Raw genomic sequence first — 18,231 nt, forward strand, 5'->3', positions numbered from 1 at the left:
TATGGTCAGCGTCCTCAGGGTGGCTATGGTCAGCGTCCTCAGGGCGGTTACGGTCAGCGTCCTCAGGGCGGTTACGGTCGTCCTCAGCAGGGTGGATATGGAAAGCCCTATGGTGCTCCATACAAGAAGGGTCCCCGTCAGCGTACAGCCGACTACGATCCCAATGCAAAGTACTCAATGAAGAAACGTATCGAGTATAAGGAGATTAACTATGATCCCAACGAGCCCCTGCGCTTGAACAAATTCCTTGCTAATGCAGGTATCTGCAGTCGTCGCGAGGCCGATGAGTTCATCCAGGCAGGTGTAGTTACCGTTAATGGTCAGGTGGTTACTGAACTGGGTACAAAGATTCTTCGTACTGATGAGGTGAAGTTCCACGATCAGCCTGTAAACATTGAGAAGAAGGTTTACGTGTTGCTGAACAAACCCAAGGACTATGTGACTACCAGCGATGATCCTCAGCAGCGCAAGACTGTGATGGATCTCGTGAAGAACGCTTGTCCTGAGCGTATTTATCCTGTAGGTCGTCTGGACCGCAACACTACAGGTGTGCTCCTGCTGACCAACGATGGTGATCTGGCTTCTAAGCTTACTCATCCGAAGTATCTTAAAAAGAAGATCTACCACGTATATCTTGATAAGAACGCTACAGCCCACGATTTGCAGCAGATTGCAGAGGGTGTACAGCTGGAGGACGGCGAGATCAAGGCCGACGATGTACAGTATGCTCATCCTACAGATAAGAAACAGGTAGGTATTGAGATCCACAGCGGTAAGAATCGTATTGTGCGTCGTATCTTCGAGAGTCTGGGCTATCGTGTACAGAAGCTCGACCGTGTGCAGTTTGCTGGTCTGACAAAGAAGAACCTGAAGCGCGGTGACTGGCGTTATCTGACAGAGGAAGAGGTTGATCGTCTGCGCATGGGCGCTTACGAGTAAAAATAGATTATATGAAACGTACAAAGATTATTGATGTGCTGAAAAGCACAGAATATGGCAAGGAAGTTTGCGTAAAGGGTTGGGTGCGCACGCACCGCAGCTCTAAAGCAGTTGACTTCATTGCCCTCAACGACGGTTCTACCATCAAGAATGTGCAGATTGTTGTTGATCCCACTAAGTTCGACGAGCAGGTATTGAAGGATATCACCACTGGTGCCTGCATTAGCGCCGAGGGTACATTGGTTGAGAGTCAGGGTGCCGGTCAGAGCAGCGAAATCCAGGCTACCAAGCTGGAGGTTTATGGTCTGTGCGGCAACGACTATCCTATGCAGAAGAAGGGCCAGAGTTTCGAGGTGATGCGTAAGAACGCTCACATGCGTTTGCGTACCAATACATTCGGAGCTGTGATGCGCATTCGCCACAACATGGCGATGGCTATCCACACCTACTTCCACGAGCATGGTTTCTTCTACTTCCACACCCCTCTGATCACTGCATCAGACTGTGAGGGAGCAGGTAACATGTTCCAGGTTACAACCAAGAACCTGTACGACCTGAAGAAGGACGAAAACGGCAAGATTATCTACGATGACGATTTCTTCGGCGAGCAGACTTCGCTGACCGTGAGCGGACAGCTGGAGGGTGAGTTGGGTGCCACCGCACTTGGCTCAATCTACACCTTCGGTCCTACCTTCCGTGCAGAGAACAGTAACACACCTCGCCACCTGGCTGAATTCTGGATGGTTGAGCCTGAGGTTGCTTTCCTGGATCAGGAAGAGTTGATGGACCTTGAAGAGGATTTCATCAAGTATTGTGTCCGTTGGGCACTTGACAACTGTAAGGACGATCTCGAGTTCCTCAATAAGATGATTGACAAGACCCTGATTGAGCGTCTGGAGGGTGTGCTGAAGGAGACCTTCATCCGTCTGCCTTACACCGAGGGTATCAACATTCTGCAGGAGGCTATTAAGAATGGTAAGAAGTTCGAGTTCCCATGCAACTGGGGCGACGATCTTGCTTCTGAACACGAGCGCTACCTCGTAGAGGAGCACTTCAAGAAGCCAGTCATCATGACCGACTACCCACGTGAGTTCAAATCGTTCTACATGAAGCAGAATCAGGATACTGCCGATGGCGGCTCTGTAGGTTATAAGGGTGCTGTGGCTCCTGGTCCTACCATGCAGGGTACTGACGTGTTGTTCCCGCAGATAGGTGAGATTATTGGTGGCTCAGTACGTGAAGAGAGCTATGACAAGTTGATGGGCGAGGTAGAACGCCGTAAGATGGATACAACCCATCTGTGGTGGTATCTGGATACACGTCGCTGGGGTACTTGCCCCCACGCAGGCTTCGGTCTGGGCTTCGAACGCCTGATACTGTTCGTAACAGGAATGCAGAACATCCGTGATGTAATCCCATTCCCAAGAACACCGAAATCAGCAGAGTTCTAAATATAAAAGCCCCGCCGATTGGCGGGGCTTTTATTTATTTCGCTAAACGGATGCCTTCTTCTTCAATCGTAATCAGGCGTCGCTTATAGAGATCGCCGATGGCTTTCTTGTAGGCTTTCTTCGATACCTGGAAGCGGTCGTAGATGAGCTCGGCGGGGGATTTGTCGCCGAGGTTACAGTAACCATCGTTCTCGTAGAGATAGCGCAATAGCACCTCGGCAAAGTCGAGGGTCTGTTGACGACCGCTTTGCTGAAGTACAATGTCGATCTTACCATCCTGACGCACATGGTCTACGTAGGCCTTGAGCCGCATGCCGCTATGCAGTGGCTGGAAAATCTGGTTATCGAAAATCAATCCCTGGAACTTATTGTTTACGATGACCTTGAAGCCCAAGTCGGTCTTCTGCCACACTAAGATATCCACCTCGGTACCATGCTGCAGTGAGGGCAGATCGGTAATGATAGGTGTGGTGAGGTATTTCTCAACCTTAGCCGTAGCCATGAGACGATAAGAGTCCTCGTCTACCTTGATATATACAATATGGCGCTGGCCTTGTTCCATGCGCTTTTTCTGTTCGCGGAAGGGACAGAAGATATCCTTCATCAGTCCCCAGTTCAGAAAGGCGCCAAACTGGTTGACCCATGCCACCTCCAGACTCACAAACTCGCCCACCTTGGCATATGGATGTTCGGTTGTAGCCACAGGACGCTCTTCCTGATCGAGGTAGATGAATACTTCAATCTCATCGCCGATGTGCATGTCCTTAGTCACATAACGCTGGGGAAGAAGTATCTCACCTTCTTCGCCACCATCTAGATAAAGACCGAAATCGACGGTCTTTACTATTCTGAGGGTGTTGTAATCTCCGAGTTTAAGCATGTTTCTTGGGGTATTATAGGAGTTTCTATTAGACCGTCGCGCAGATGGATAGTACGGTCTGTGATGGAGGCGAGCCCCTCGTCGTGGGTGACGATGACGAAGGTCTGGCCAAACTGGTTACGCAAATCGAAGAAGAGTTGATGGAGTTCCTCTTTATTCTTGGTGTCGAGTGAACCAGAAGGTTCATCGGCCAGAATCACTGCAGGATTGTTCACCAGGGCACGAGCCACTGCCACACGCTGTTTCTCACCACCAGAGAGCTCGTTGGGCTTATGTGACGCACGGTCGCTGAGTCCCATAAAAGCCAACAGGTCCTTGGCACGCTGACGTGCCTGTTTCTGAGATAGCCCAGCGATATAAGCTGGAATCATGATGTTTTCAATGGCAGAGAACTCAGGGAGAAGCTGATGGAACTGGAACACGAACCCCAAGTGCTGGTTACGGAAGTCGGCCAGTTTTTTTTGCGAGAGGTTGGTTATATCGATGTTGTCGATGAGAATGGATCCAGTGTCAGGGCGATCGAGGGTACCGATAATCTGCAGAAGGGTGGTTTTACCAGCACCGGAAGGACCTACGATGCTCACCACTTCGCCCTTATCGATATGGAGGTCGATGCCTTTCAGCACTTGCAACGCTCCGAAGCTCTTCGTAATATTCTTAATATCAATCATAATTCTTTATTTGTTATTTGCAATGCGTCGCGAATGAATCCAACGCAGGATAGCATCATAGATACTCTTCTCTTCATGGTGCTGAGCCTCAGTGAAACTCATTCGTTCATCCTTGGTATTTCCATACTGATCGGGGAAGATAATCATCAGGTTCTTACCTGAGAAATGCTTTTGAAGTTCATCAGGCAACCGTTCAAGCGCATTCTTATAGGAAATGGTGCCTTTACGTGCAGTGATGACTACAAAGAGGTGGTCGGGTGCAATGCCTGAAGCCAATTGGGGAAGCTCATTCCAATGGGCCATGGATGTGTACTCTGCCCTGACATTAGGATGGCGGTTATTGATATATTCTTTGATGAGTATGAGTGATTCATTACGCCCATGGAACTGGATGCGGCAGTCGAGTTGTCCAGCCAGTCGGCTCAGACGCTCCAACCATCGGTGGAATCCTGGTTCAAACTCTGCTCTAGATGGTACGGCAACCTGAATGCGACGCAGAGTGGACATCGGTTGAACGAAACGTGTGAGGATAATCTGACGGTTCAGACCATTATAAAGACTCTGTATGAAATCACCCCAGAAGCGGGGGCTGATATCAGTATGCACATGCATACCCATGATAATTTCGGAGCAGGCAAACTCACGGAAAGCATGCTTAATGCCGTTAGCGATGTTGGTGGCCAATCGCACCTGTGTCTGAACTTTTACCTCAGAAGCACTGGCCGTCTGTTGTAACTTCTCGAGCAGTCGCAGACCCTGTTCGCGTGCCTTGTTGCTATTCTGGTCGTCGTAAACTACGTTGAGAGCCACTAGTTCACGGTTCAATCGCTGATTTCGCATAAACATCGACAAATAGAGCAGATGCGGGGCTATCTCCGGATATTTTACACAGAGCAGTATCTTCTCATCGTCATCTTTTGGCATCTCGGCCTGTAAATGACTCTTCTCCTGAATGATAATCTGCTTGGATGCATGTTCGGTCATGATGGTACTGATGATGCATGTGCAGAGAATCATGATGACGACACCGTTAAGCATATCGTTGTTGACAAGATACTGTCCGGGGGCTACTTCGAGACGCATGCCAACCATCACCATAGCGATAGCGCCTGCTGCATGAGCAGATGTGAGACCGAACATCATGTTCCCATCGGCTTTTGTCAGACGGAAGATGAGGCTTGAGATGTAGGCAGCCACAGCCTTACCGAATGTACCGAAGAATACGATCAGAAATACCACCCACAGCACGTCGATGCCCGTAAAGAGCGTGCGCACATTGATAAGCATGCCTACACCGATCAGAAAATAGGGAATGAAGATGGCGTTACCGATAAATTCGATGCGGTTCATCAAAGGGGATACATGGGGAATATATCTGTTGAGTATCAAACCGGAGAAGAATGCTCCGAAGATGCCTTCGAGACCGATGAGCGAGGTCAGAGCGGCACTGAGGAACATGATGGCCATTACAAAGATGTACTGCATCACCGCATCACTATATCGGCGAAGGAAATAACGTGTGACCTTTGGGATGAGAATGATACTGCCTACACAGAAAGCCGCGAACTTGAGCACAAAGAGCATCCAGAACATGATGCCGCTGTCGCGACTGAACGAGCCAGAGAGAGCGGCCAGCATCACCAAAGCCATGAACAGCGAGATCATGGACGACCCTACGCTGAGGGCTACGCTAGAGTGGCGTTGCAGGCCATAGCGCCCGATGATGGGGTAGGCTATCAGAGTGTTTGAAGCCATGATACATCCCAACAGGAAAGATGCAGTACTAGAGTAACCCAGCATGGTGATGGCCATGATGTAGGTGAGAATCAGGGGTATGAGACATGTCAGTAGTCCAAAGAAGAAAAACCTGCGGGAGTGTTTCTTCACACCTTCCATATCCATCTCCAGTCCAGCCAGGAACATGATATAATACAGACCTACACGGCCGAAGAGTTCAAAAGAGTTGTCGCGCTCCAGAATGTTGAAGCCATATTGCCCGATAACCACACCTGCCAGCACCATACCGATGATGTGGGGAATGCGCAACTTACTCATCACGATAGGCGCAAAGAGGATAATCAGCAACACCACAAAGAAGATTAATGTGGGGTCGGTTATTGGCAGATATGCAGTTAATATTGTCATTCTGTGTGCAAAGGTACGAATTTTTTTGCCAGAATGACATGGATTACATGGATTTTTTGTAATTTTGCAGCCAAAATGTAAATCAATTAAAGAATAAGGCAAGATGAAAGTAGCAATTGTTGGTGCAAGCGGTGCGGTAGGACAAGAGTTCCTTCGCATTCTCGCTGAGCGTAATTTTCCGATGGATGAACTGGTGTTGTTTGGCTCTGAGCGTAGCGCAGGTAAGAAATACACCTTCAAGGGTAAGGAGATTGAGGTGAAGTTACTTCAGCATAACGATGACTTCAAGGATGTTGATATCGCCTTTACCAGTGCTGGTGCTGGTACGTCGAAGGAGTTTGCAGAGACCATCACCAAGTATGGTGCTGTGATGATTGACAACTCAAGTGCATTCCGTATGGAGGATGATGTTCCCTTGGTAGTGCCTGAGTGCAATGCTGAGGATGCACTGAATCGCCCCCGTGGCATCATTGCCAATCCTAACTGTACCACAATCATGATGGTTGTAGTTCTCCAGCCGCTGGAAAAGATCTCTCATATCAAGCGCATCCATGTTGCTTCTTATCAGAGTGCTTCGGGTGCTGGTGCGGCAGCCATGGCTGAGTTGCAGCAGCAGTATAAGGAGATGGTTGAAGAGGGCGAGGTGAAGACCGTCAAGAAGTTTGCCCATCAGCTGGCCTATAACGTTATTCCTCAGATTGACGTGTTCCAGCCCAATGGCTACACGAAGGAGGAAATGAAGATGTACAACGAGACTCGTAAAATCATGCATACCGATGCCAAGTGCTCGGCTATGTGTGTTCGCGTGTCGTCACTGCGCTCACATTCTGAGAGTGTATGGATTGAGACCGAGAAGCCCATCAGCGTCGAGGAGGCTCAGAAAGCAATTGCCGCTGCGCCTGGTTGTACCCTGAAGGATGATCCTACGACGTTGACATATCCCATGCCGCTCGAGACTGCTGGCAAGGATGATGTATATGTAGGTCGTATCCGTAAGGATATCAGTGATGAAAACGGACTTACCTTCTGGCTCTCTGGCGACCAGATTCGTAAGGGTGCAGCCCTGAATGCCGTACAGATTGCTGAATATCTTGTAAAAGTAGGTAATGTTAAGTAAACAACTTATAAACAAGGTAGCCTGTCTGGCTACCTTGTTTTTTCTTCTTGGCTGCGGCACAGGTGATGATGATGGTCGTCGTTTGGGCGATTTCATTGTTGGTACTTGGCAAAGGGGCTGGGGTGAAGGCGATGTGGTCATCGAAGGAAACACAGACCTGGAACCGGAAAACCTTGCCTATGACAAGTTTATGTTTCGTGCTGATGGTTCCTACAATGGTATGATGCGGAAGGGGACGTTCTCTTCGTGGAACCAGTTTGGCCATCTTGTTTATGAAGGTACTTATCAGTGCGACAATAACAATCTGAAACTGGAATATCTCGATGAGAACGGGACAGAACAGAAAGTCCTGGCCCAAGTCGTCACGTTTACGGATGATACTATATGGCTACGCTATGAGAATGGGGAGTATCACGTGACGGTGACCTTTGTCATTCGCAAAGGTTATTCCTCATCTTCCACCTCGTCTTTGTGATAAACTCTTTCGAAGGAAAACTCGCTATGGGCTGAGAAATAGCCTAAGCATCCCCCTGCAAAATTGTTAATGGGGTTAGTGCCCGTCTCGTCCATCTGCTCCATGGAGTATAGATAGTCGTATGCCCGTTGGTCGATGGCACGTACCACGATGTGCAGGACCTCTCCCTCGTGGAGCACGTCCTCGTCATTGCTGCCTTCTTGGAATAAACCGAACAACTGTTGCAGTTCCTTGTTGGGATTGGTGTCGTCTTTCAAGACCGACCAGCGATAACCTGTCTTATTACGGTAGATGTGTACGAAATACCAGTTGGCCTCGTTGGGAATATCTTGTAGGCGGATGTCGCCGAGGATGTAGTTCTCTGAAAGAATCTTCTTTCTGACAATACGGAAGCTGTTCATCACTGGCAGGCGTTGCATGGTTGATGAGGAGGTGAAGTGCTCGCCGCCTACACGTACATCTATATGATAAGTGATGCCAGGTTTGCCCGTGAGCGCTGAGGTGTAGTAACCGTTTTTGCTAAAGGGTATGCTCTCGTTGGTCCCGTCGTCGCCTGTAATGACTACTGTGGCGTCGTTGATGTTGCTCACGGTAGAGTTGTCATCCATGGCATTGGTTTGGCTGATGCGTACCGTGGTACCTGTATTGGTGACCGATGCCTCAACCACATAGCGCTTCTCTGCCTTGTGATAGTCAATGTCAATGTCCTTTTCGCAGGAGGTCAGACATAGGAGCATAAGAACATATTTCAGCCACTTCATATTTTCAGAATTTGATGTTAAACGATACACTTGGTACAATGCCGAAGAGCGAATATTGCACAGCTCTTGTACGGGCCCCGTTCTCACTGTCCTCGAAATTGATGAGATACGGATTGTAGTGGTTATAGAGATTGTAGATGCTGAAAGCCCACTCTTTTGTGTGATGTTTGTAGCGCTTGCTCCACATGGCACTCACGTCGAGGTGGTGATAGTCGGGGGCGCGATAGCCGTTACGCTCGGTGTAGTAGTAAATCCAGTTGTCCTCTATCTGGTATTTTCCGCTGGGAGCCGTGAATGCCTGCCCACTGTTGAATACCCATGAGGCGCTCATCGACCATCGTTTGTTAAGCCGATACAAGGCCACGATGTTTATGTCGTGACGGCGGTCGTTGCTGGCATCATACCATTTCCCGTTGTTTACTCCGTCGATCTGCGTCTTCGACCATGCGAGGGTGTAGCTGGCCCAGCCCGTCAGCCGACCACTGTTCTTGCGGGCACTCAGCTCGAAGCCGTAGCTCTTGCCCTGGCCAGGCAGCACCAGGCGTTCAATCTCTATCTCACTGCCAAACGACTTGCCGTCACGATAGTCGAGCACGTTGTCGATGTGGCGGTAGTAAGTCTCTAAAGAGAAGTCGTACATCTGCGAGGGCGTCATCATATAGAAACCCGCGCTCACCTGGTCGGCCACCTCGGGCTTCACGATGTTACTGCTCATGGTGTAGCGGTCGAAGGGGGTAGAGGTGCTCTGGTTCCTGATGGCGTGCAGGTTCTGCGATGTGCGTGCGTAGCCCAGTTTTACGCTTGTCAGCTCCGACGTCTTCAGGTTCATGCTCAGGCGAGGCTCCAGCGTGAGGTGGGTCTTCACGATTTCGTTCTTATCATAGTTGTAATACCAGTCGATGGTTCCATCGGGAGCGATGTCATAGTAGAGTGAGCCGCCCAGTGGAGAGAAAGCGTTGAGGCGTAAGCCTGCTGATATGTTTACCTTGGAGCCTATGGGGAAGGTCATGTTCACCCAGGCGGCATTCTCCCAGGCTCTGCGCTGCTCCTTCTCGTGGAGTGTCACTTGCTGCCACTCTGCCGACTTCACGTTCATCAATACTGACTGCAGTCCGGCGTCTATCACGTTCTTACCCAGAGCTAGATGGAAGTCCTGACGGAAGCCCGTCTGACGGATATGCCCTGAGAACCAGATATTCATGTCGAGGATGTCTATACCGTTGTCAGTACCATAGCCGCTATAATATAAGGTGGATTGAGCGTGTGAGTCGTCAGTGAAGTGGTGCAGCCACTTCAGACTGGCCGACAAGTTGCTCCAACGGATGTCGGCCATATCGTTAATAGCCGTGCGGTCGCGGCCTGTGAAGAAATTCAGGAAGAGCTGGTTGCGGCGGTTGATGATCCAGTCGGCCTTGGCATTTACGTCGTAGAAGTAGAGCGTGTTGTTACGGAAGTTGTCCGTCAACTTCAGGAACATGTCCATATACGATCTTCGGGCCGTGATAAGGAATGAGGCCTTGTCTTTTACGATGGGACCCTCGATGGTGGCTTTAGCTGCCAACAGCCCGATGCTCAATCCTCCATGGTACTCTTGCTTATGGCCTGTGCGGCTCGTTACGTCGAGCACAGCCGACGAGGCATCGCCATACTGAGCGGGCAGCATGCCCTTATATAAGGTGGCGGCAGCCAAGGCATCGTCGTTGAAGGCAGAGAAGAGTCCGCCCAAATGGCCCACGTTGTATACAGGCGCCAAGTCCAGGAGTATCAGGTTCTGAGCGGCCGTTCCGCCTCTCACCTGGAATCCGCTGGAGGCGTCGCTCTCTGCCTTTACACCAGGCAGCAGCTGGATGCTGCGCATAATGTCGCGATTGCCAAAAAGCTGAGGCGAGGCAGTGAGCTCCTTCAGCTTTAGCTGTTCGGCTCCTGTCTGTACCTGTCCGATACGCAGACTGGCAGAGTTAGAGGTTACCACCACCTCATCCAGACGCTCCGTTCGGATGGTGTCGCTCTCTGCCACAGGTATGGCCAACAGGGTCGCAAGCAGGGTGTTAAGTGCAAACATGGTTGCAAAGGTACGATATTTTTCCAATACAAGGATGCTGTGTCGTTGAGATTTTTGATAAAAAAACAAAAAACTCTGTATCTCTGTGTCTTAGTGTTTCATATTTTACTTATCTTTGCACCCAACATCATCTATAAAACAATAACGTATGAAGAAGATTCTTGTAGCCGTCATGGCGTTAGTGGCGCTTTGCGCTTGTAACAGTGGAGAGAAGAAAGACCTGTCTTATCGCGGCCTGTCGATGGGACTGCCTTTTCAGACATTTATCGACTCACTCGCGGCTCGTGGCTTTGCCATCGACTCTGCCAAGACCGATTCTGCCTTCCAGATGGTGGTGATGGGAAGCGATGCTGTGCGCTATCGCCTGGTGATTGCCCAGAAGGACGGACAGGTGGCTGCTCTGCAGGAGAACTGGAATCTCCACTCCAACGACAGCACGCGCAAGTTGTGGCAGCAGATGCGCGACGAGTTTGAAAAGGAGCTTGGCGCATGGCCTAACATGCCGAAGCATGGCGATGATCATAAGGTGGCTAAGTTTGAAGGCGAAGGCGGATTCATCACACTTACCCTCGAGAATACCTACAGACCCACCCTCGCCGTTCGCTACGACAGGAAATAATATCTAAGATTTCTTGACAAAGGGACTTTCAAAACTCGCGAATTAGTCAGCAGCCGGTCTGTTGACTGCAAATACGCGAGTTTTGAGGCGTTTTTGTAAGCTATTGAGAACGTGACTGTTACGAAAGCGGATAGTCTTTCGCCCTCGTAAAGACGTCATCTATCGGAACAAAACAACTTGTTTTGTACTCGAAGAGTCTATCTTTTCCATCTTTGGAAGCTATCTCCACAAAGGAAAAACAACTTGTTTTACCTGAAAAAACCTTGGGTTTGCCGTAAGGAAACCCTAAGTTTGTCGTAATATAACCCGTAGTTTCCTTACGACAAACCCGTTTTCGGTCGGTATGAACCTAAAAAGCGCCTACCGCTGCTCTAGATTGAGCAAGCCGGCAGGCGCTTTTTTATGCATGTTTTCTTTACAATTCGGTCAGGGTCTGTTGCCGCCTAGAATACAATCAGCGTGTAGAGATAGACGGTGGCGGCGGGGATGGCTAGAAGCGAGGAGTCGAAACGGTCGAGCATACCGCCATGGCCTGGAAGGATGTTGCCGCTGTCCTTGATGCCGAGAGTGCGCTTGAAGAGGCTCTCTATCAGGTCGCCCCATGTGCCGAAGACGACAACCGTGAGGCCGAGCCCCGCCCATTGGAAGGCTGAGAGCTGGAACTGATTGACGCCGTACTGTTCCGTGAGATGGCCTACAAGCAGGGCAATAGCCATCACGATGATGCCTCCGCCAATGCTGCCTTCCCATGACTTGCCTGGGGAGACACGGGGGAAGAGCTTATGACGCCCAAGGAGCGAACCGCAGAGGTAGGCTCCCGTGTCGTTGAGCCAAAGGAACACGAACACCGATAGGGGTAGAATGGGGTCGTAGGTTACGTAGCCCTGCGGCGTTAAGTGGAAGGCGAGGACGTTGAGCAACGAGAAGGGCAGGGCGATGTAGAGCTGGCTCATCATCGTGTAGGCCCAGTCGTGGATGGGGTCCTCGTGCTTCAGGTAGAGCTCGGCCACCAGCAGATAGATGAGCGTAACCAGATAGGGGATGAACACGGCTGAAGGGGTCAGGTCGCTGCTGTAGCCTGCTACGGCGAGGAAGAAGTATACACCTGCCACGGTAGAGATCATGCGGTTGGTGGTAATAGCCTCGCGCTGGTTCACCAAGCCGGTGAACTCCCAGATGGTGAGACCTGTAATCAAGGCAAACAGCAACACCATCGCCTCGGGGTGAAGGAAGCTGGCCACGATGACAGCCACAAACAGAATACCTGTCAAGGCTCTTACAAAAAAGTTGTTCATTGTCACTCCTCTACTTTATTTGTTTCTTCTTTGTTCTCAAGTTCTTTGGCTTCTGCCTCGAGTTCCTTGGCACGCTCTTCGGCCATGCGCTCTGCGTCAGCTTTCATCTGAGCCTCAAGAAGCTCGTCGGCACGACTGGTCCAGGGGCGCTTGCCGAATATCTTTTCTACATCCTCGGCAAAGATCACCTCACGGTCAATCAGCAACTGAGCCAGCTGGGCGTGGCCCTCTTTGTGCTCCGTCAGTATCTTCTTTGCGCGCTCATACTGCTCGTTGATCATCTTCAGTACCTCGTCGTCCATCACTTTCGCGGTGGTCTCTGAATATGGCTTCTGGAACTGATATTCTGCGTTGTTATAATAACATACATTGGGCAGCTTGTCGCTCATACCTGCATAGGCAACCATGCCATAAGCCTGCTTGGTGGTGCGCTCTAAGTCGTTCATGGCGCCTGTAGAGATATGACCCACGAACAACTCCTCGGCAGCACGACCTCCCAAGAGAGAACACATCTCGTCGAGCATGGCCTCCTTCGTCTGGAGCACACGCTCTTCGGGCAGATACCAGGCAGCACCAAGGGCCTGGCCACGTGGCACGATAGACACTTTGACCAATGGATTGGCAAACTCGGTGAACCAAGAGATCGTGGCATGACCTGCCTCATGGATGGCGATAGAATGCTTCTCGGACTGTGTCATCACCTTGGTCTTCTTTTCCAATCCACCGATGATACGGTCTACGGCATCGAGGAAATCCTGTTTGCTTACTGTCGGGCTATTATGTCGGGCGGCAATCAAGGCTGCCTCATTACATACGTTGGCAATATCGGCACCAGAGAAACCTGGTGTCTGGCGAGCCAGGAAGTCGATATCGACGCTGTCGTCGGTCTTAACGGGCTTGAGATGAACCTGAAAGACCTCCTTACGTTCATTCAAGTCGGGCAGGTCGACGTGTATCTGACGGTCGAAACGTCCTGCACGCAACAGGGCGGAGTCAAGCATGTCGGCACGGTTGGTGGCTGCAAGGATAATGATACCGCTGTTAGTTCCAAAGCCATCCATCTCGGTGAGCAGGGCGTTCAGCGTGTTCTCGCGCTCGTCATTACCACCCATAGCAGGGTTCTTTGAACGGGCACGCCCCACGGCATCAATCTCATCGATGAAGATGATACATGGACTTTTCTGCTTGGCCTGCTGGAACAGGTCGCGCACACGCGATGCACCAACACCCACAAACATCTCAACGAAGTCGGAACCACTCATCGAGAAGAATGGTACTCCAGCCTCACCAGCTACTGCCTTTGCAAGCAGAGTTTTACCTGTTCCTGGAGGGCCTACCAACAGAGCTCCCTTGGGTATCTTACCTCCCAGATCTGTATATTTCTGTGGGTTCTTCAGGAAGTCTACAATCTCCTGAATCTCCTGCTTAGCACCGGCCTGACCCGCAACGTCCTTAAATGTGATACCCAGGTCGCCTCCCTTCTCATACATCTTGGCTTTTGACTTGCCGACGCTGAAGACACCGCCTCCACCGCCGATACCGCCGCCGCCCATGCGGCGGAAGAAGAACATCCACAGGCCAATAAGTACCAGAAAGGGTAACAGATTATAGAAAATAGTGGTAAAGAACTCGTTCTCCCGTTTGTTCTCAAACGAGTAGCTTCCAGTAAAGGTCTTATCTTCCTTTGATTTCTCGATAAAGCCCTCAACCTGGTCAATAGAACCGAATTCTACCTCTACATAGGGGTCGGTACCAGTCTGCTGACTGCCCTGATGGAAAACGTCACGGATGTGTTCTGGTTTGACGTACATCTTGAGGATGCTCTGCGACTTGTTGACAATAATCTTCGAAGCATACCCCCGAGAGACCATTGACTTAAATTCACTATATGTGGCTGTCTTGCTTACACTGCTGTTGGTGGAACCGCCACTTGAGAAGTAGAGCAGTCCGAGGGCAAGGATGGCGATGAGGTAGATCCAACTCATGTTGAACCGGGGCATATTCATCTTCGGCCCATTGCCACTATTATTCAGTTGCTTATTATCCATAAGTTATTAATGTTTAATCCAAATCGGGTATTTGTGTTAAAGGGGCATCCTCCCAAAGATGCTCGAGGTCGTAATACTCACGAACATCAGGCAGGAAAATATGTACCAGCACGTCGCTATAGTCCATGGCCACCCATTGGGCATTCTCCTGACCTACCACATGGACAGGCTTCTCATGCAGGCGCTCACGAGCCATGTCGCTGACAGACTCAGTGATAGCATCAACCTGTGCAGGTGAGTTGCCTGTACAGATGATGAAATATTGGCAGATAGTGCCCTCAATTTTCGTCAGGTCGGCTATGACGATGTTACTACCTTTTTTTTCTTGAATTGCTTCTGTAATTGTTCGTACTAATTCCTTCATTAATATATAAATAGGTGAATAATGGTGCAAAGGTACAGTAAATCGGGTGAAATGCAAAATAAATTAGAGTTTATTTTGATTTGGGAAAAAAATAAAGAGGCTTCCTTCTTGGAAACCTCTTATTTTCTGTTGGGGTACCCGGACTCGAACCAGGAAAGGCAGGACCAGAATCTGCAGTGTTACCATTACACCATACCCCAATGGAAGGTTGCAATTTTGAATTGCGGGTGCAAAGGTACTGCTTTTTCTTGAATTACCAAAACTTTTTGGAGGAAAATTTATAAAAAAGATAAAAATCCCGCCAATTGGCGGGATTTCCTTATCTGTTATTCCTTGTTTTCGGCGTCGATAGCCTTGATTTTCTCACGAACCAGGTTCATATCGTCTTTTAGTTTCTGAACCTTACGATTCATTTCGTCGATAAGACTGTTGCCCTTCTTTGAACTGGCATTCAGGAAACCAAGATTATTCTCGTAGGTCTGAACCTCCTGCTTGATTGCCTCGTATTGGCGGAACAGGCGGGCACGCTCATTGTCAAGTGCATTCTCTCCGCGTTCTGCTACCTGTTTAAGGCTTTGCTTGAAGTTGTTCAGACGGCGCTTGGCCACACTGATGTTCAAGTCCTTATAAAGTTTATCAAGCACGGCATGATACTCTTCATAGATCTTATCCTTCTCTTTGAAAGGTACATGGCCGATGGCATTATATTCCTCAACGAGTTGCTGAACCTTGTCCTGAACATTCTCACCGGCCTCTTCTGCCACTGCCTTGAGTTTCTCGATGACATCACGTTTCTTGTCCAGGTTTGCATGCTCCTCACTGCGCTGTCCGGCACCTGCGGCATTACGGGCTTCAAAGAATTTGTTGCATGCTCCCAGGAACTCTTCCCATAGTTGGTCACCCAGCTTCTTAGGTACCATGCCGATGGTCTTCCATTCCTTTTGTAAGGCAATCATCTTGTCGCCTGTGGATTTCCAATCTGTTGAATCCTGAAGAGCCTTCGCTTTCTCAATAAGGGCACGCTTCTTGTCGGCGTTCTCTTTAAAGGTGTCTTTGAGTCCTTTGAAATATTCTGCCTTGCGCCCAAAGAAATCGTCACAGGCTGCACGGAAACGCTCGAAAATCTTCACGTTCATCTTCTGAGGGGCAAAACCGATGGTTTTCCATTCTGTCTGGATATCGATAATCTGTTTGGTATGCTTCTCCCAGTCGCCGCTTCCCTTATTCTCTTCAGCTGCAATGGCCTCAACCTTCTCGCAGAGCACAGTCTTACGTGCCAGATTGTCTTCTTCCTTGGCACGAATACCCTCGAAGTGCTGTTGATGGCGCTTGTTGATGACTGTTGACGCGGCCTTGAAGCGATTCCATATCTCTTCACGGAGTTCCTTGGCAACAGGACCGATCTCGCGATATTCCTGATGGAGCTTCTGGAGCTGATGGAAAGCACTGATGATGTCCTCTTCGTTAGCGAGATTCTCAGCAGCTTCGCAAAGACGCTCCTTCTGTTCCTTGTTCTTCTTGAAGTCATACTCACGAGCTTCGCTATTCAGACGGAGCATATCGTAGAACTGCTCAACATAGAGTTGGTAGTTGCGCCACAATTCATTGGCCTTCTCTGCTGGTACGTTTTTAATCTCGCGCCATTGCTGTTGCAGAGCCTTAAACTCCTGGTAGTTCTTGTTCGCATCCTCAGGGGTGGTGACCATTGCCTTAATCTTCTCAATGATGTCGAGCTTTTTGGTGAGGTTTTCTTGTTTTTCTGCCTCCTGCTCTTTGAAGAGTTTGGCACGGCGCTCCTTGATGATACCCATCTCCGCCTTGAATTTCTCTTCTTCCTCGTCGGGGGTGATCTGATACTTCTCAGGGTCTCCGCCTGCATCAAGGTAAGCCTTCAGCTGAGCTTCGCGCTCTGCAACATGGAGTTTATAGAACGCAGTCTTCAGGTTTTCCACTTCCTCCTTCTGAGGGGTTTCCTCGCCATGGGCAATATCCTGCACACGGCGCAGAACCTCAGCTTTGGTCTCATAGACCTTGCGGGGCTGTGCTTCAGCTTCATTTGTGACTTCAGGAGCTTCAGCTTCCTGGATAACTTCTTGTTTTACCTCCTGCTCGAGGATGTTGTCTTGAGAGTCCATCATTTAACTATTTTAGTTTATGATTTGAGAATAGTATGGTGCATTGCACCACTGCATTTGGGGTCAAAATTACATAAAATAATTAAAAAAGTAAAAAAGTAAGAAGGTAAAGCGGCTCCAATTTAAATTATTTAACATATTTCGCTGCTGTTTTACCTTTTTACCCTTTTACCTTTTTACTTTTTATACCAATCGTTTATGACGGAAAACCCACCATGCTATTCCTGAGATAGCGACAGAAACAACGATGGCAAAAATAAATCCCCATGGTTTGGCCTCCATGCCGTTGACAAGATTCATACCAAACATCGAGGTGACGAGTGTCGGAATCATCATTAGAATTGTAACAGAGGTGAGCGTACGCATCACTGTGTTCATATTATTGTTGATGATACTCTGATAGGTGTCCATTGTCGACTCAAGGATGTTGGAATAGATGCTGGTTGTCTCGCGAGCCTGTGTCATCTCAATGTTGACGTCTTCAATCAGGTCGGCGTCAAGTTCGTCGATCTGTAGTTTGAACTTCAGTTTCTGCAGAAGGTTCTCATTACCTCGGATAGAAGTCTGGAAGTATGTAAGTGAGTCTTGCAGTCGGCTCAGACCAATCAGACTCTCATTATTCACTTCTTTGTCGAGATTACGCTTGGCCTTGTCTACCAGCATAGATATCTGCTTCAGACGTTTCAGATACCAAACGGCACTGCTGAGGAACAGGCGGAATATCATGTCGACATGGTCGGTAAAGCCCACGTTGCGTCTCTGCTGGAACGATACAAAATCAATCATCATGTTGGTCTCATAGAAACAAACGGTGATAGTGACGTCGCGCTTATGAATAATACCGAGAGGTACTGTTGTGTATGGTGTCCTTGAGCGTATTTCCTTGACATAGGGAATACGTAAGATAATGAGCATCCAACCATCGTCGTACTCATAACGGGCACGCTCGTCGGTATCGCTGATATCCGACATGAAATAGTCAGGGATGTTGAACTTTTCTTCGAGTTCATGCTGGTCTTCTTCGGTGGGGCATGTCACCTGTATCCAGCAATTGGGCTGCCACTCTGGGAGCTGGGTCAGTCCGCCTTGGGTGTTCCAGAAAGTCTTCATTTTGCTAATCCTTTTTTCGTTTATGAAATGGTTTTAGCGGCAAAGGGATTAGCAGCCTTGCTCGCCATCCCCCGCCATTACGAATTGTAATTGTCCGCCGGGTAATCGTCCATAATTTTATTAATATTTTAATTATCGGGTGCAAAGATAATTAAAAAT

At 49.2% G+C, this 18,231-nt stretch carries 15 protein-coding genes and 1 tRNA gene; 5 read left to right on the top strand and 11 right to left on the bottom strand.

What is annotated here, in order from left to right; genetic code table 11:
• Both T325_RS02385 and asnS read left to right on the top strand, forming a co-directional pair.
• Positions 1–939, top strand: a 939-nt coding sequence (locus T325_RS02385) for a pseudouridine synthase (protein WP_036910182.1), incomplete at its 5' end; no start/stop codon positions are given.
• 11 nt (positions 940–950) lie between these two features.
• Complete coding sequence (gene asnS / locus T325_RS02390; RefSeq protein ID WP_036910183.1) at positions 951–2,390, top strand: asparagine--tRNA ligase; 1,440 nt, start codon at positions 951–953, stop codon at positions 2,388–2,390.
• A gap of 34 nt (positions 2,391–2,424) precedes the next feature.
• On the opposite strand, the gene T325_RS02395 is transcribed toward asnS, so the two are convergent.
• From T325_RS02395 to T325_RS02405, 3 genes are read right to left on the bottom strand one after another with little or no spacing between them, the layout of a single operon-like run.
• Positions 2,425–3,270: a CvfB family protein gene (locus T325_RS02395; RefSeq protein WP_036910184.1), complete on the bottom strand. Its 846-nt coding sequence runs from the start codon at positions 3,268–3,270 to the stop codon at positions 2,425–2,427.
• Positions 3,234–3,941, bottom strand: a complete 708-nt coding sequence (locus T325_RS02400) for an ABC transporter ATP-binding protein (RefSeq protein ID WP_036910185.1) — start codon at positions 3,939–3,941, stop codon at positions 3,234–3,236. Before T325_RS02400 ends, T325_RS02395 begins: the two co-directional genes overlap by 37 nt.
• 6 nt (positions 3,942–3,947) lie before the next feature.
• Positions 3,948–6,086: a cation:proton antiporter gene (locus T325_RS02405; RefSeq protein ID WP_036910186.1), complete on the bottom strand. Its 2,139-nt coding sequence runs from the start codon at positions 6,084–6,086 to the stop codon at positions 3,948–3,950.
• A gap of 103 nt (positions 6,087–6,189) precedes the next feature.
• Between T325_RS02405 and T325_RS02410 the strand changes: the two genes are divergently transcribed.
• Complete coding sequence (locus tag T325_RS02410) at positions 6,190–7,203, top strand: aspartate-semialdehyde dehydrogenase (protein ID WP_036910187.1); 1,014 nt, start codon at positions 6,190–6,192, stop codon at positions 7,201–7,203.
• Complete coding sequence (locus T325_RS02415) at positions 7,193–7,678, top strand: lipocalin-like domain-containing protein (RefSeq protein ID WP_036910188.1); 486 nt, start codon at positions 7,193–7,195, stop codon at positions 7,676–7,678. Before T325_RS02410 ends, T325_RS02415 begins: the two co-directional genes overlap by 11 nt.
• On the opposite strand, the gene T325_RS02420 is transcribed toward T325_RS02415, so the two are convergent.
• Complete coding sequence (locus tag T325_RS02420) at positions 7,648–8,439, bottom strand: DUF4249 domain-containing protein (RefSeq protein ID WP_036910189.1); 792 nt, start codon at positions 8,437–8,439, stop codon at positions 7,648–7,650. The two genes, T325_RS02415 and T325_RS02420, sit on opposite strands and share 31 nt — an antisense overlap.
• Positions 8,440–8,443: 4 nt before the next feature.
• A complete protein-coding gene (locus tag T325_RS02425) occupies positions 8,444–10,501 on the bottom strand; it encodes a TonB-dependent receptor plug domain-containing protein (protein WP_036910190.1) in 2,058 nt (685 codons plus the stop codon).
• Between the two features lie 148 nt (positions 10,502–10,649).
• Between T325_RS02425 and T325_RS02430 the strand changes: the two genes are divergently transcribed.
• Complete coding sequence (locus T325_RS02430; protein WP_036910191.1) at positions 10,650–11,120, top strand: hypothetical protein; 471 nt, start codon at positions 10,650–10,652, stop codon at positions 11,118–11,120.
• 443 nt (positions 11,121–11,563) lie between these two features.
• On the opposite strand, the gene T325_RS02435 is transcribed toward T325_RS02430, so the two are convergent.
• The 6 genes from T325_RS02435 to T325_RS02460 all read right to left on the bottom strand — a co-directional run bounded on the left by T325_RS02435 (position 11,564) and on the right by T325_RS02460 (position 18,072).
• Positions 11,564–12,415: a phosphatidate cytidylyltransferase gene (locus T325_RS02435; protein ID WP_036910192.1), complete on the bottom strand. Its 852-nt coding sequence runs from the start codon at positions 12,413–12,415 to the stop codon at positions 11,564–11,566.
• A gap of 2 nt (positions 12,416–12,417) precedes the next feature.
• The gene (gene ftsH / locus T325_RS02440; protein WP_036910193.1) at positions 12,418–14,463 is read right to left on the bottom strand and encodes an ATP-dependent zinc metalloprotease FtsH; all 2,046 of its coding nucleotides are present in this window, start codon (positions 14,461–14,463) and stop codon (positions 12,418–12,420) included.
• Between the two features lie 13 nt (positions 14,464–14,476).
• Positions 14,477–14,827, bottom strand: coding sequence for a ribosome silencing factor (gene rsfS, locus T325_RS02445; protein ID WP_036910194.1), 351 nt, complete (start codon positions 14,825–14,827; stop codon positions 14,477–14,479).
• A gap of 129 nt (positions 14,828–14,956) precedes the next feature.
• Positions 14,957–15,027 (bottom strand) — tRNA-Gln (locus T325_RS02450).
• 126 nt (positions 15,028–15,153) lie between these two features.
• Positions 15,154–16,962, bottom strand: coding sequence for a DUF349 domain-containing protein (locus T325_RS02455; protein WP_036910441.1), 1,809 nt, complete (start codon positions 16,960–16,962; stop codon positions 15,154–15,156).
• A gap of 183 nt (positions 16,963–17,145) precedes the next feature.
• A complete protein-coding gene (locus tag T325_RS02460) occupies positions 17,146–18,072 on the bottom strand; it encodes a magnesium transporter CorA family protein (RefSeq protein WP_036910195.1) in 927 nt (308 codons plus the stop codon).
• Between the last annotated feature and the right edge of the window lie 159 nt (positions 18,073–18,231).

This window comes from Prevotella sp. FD3004, assembly GCF_000746155.1.
In the GTDB taxonomy this organism is placed as follows: domain Bacteria; phylum Bacteroidota; class Bacteroidia; order Bacteroidales; family Bacteroidaceae; genus Prevotella.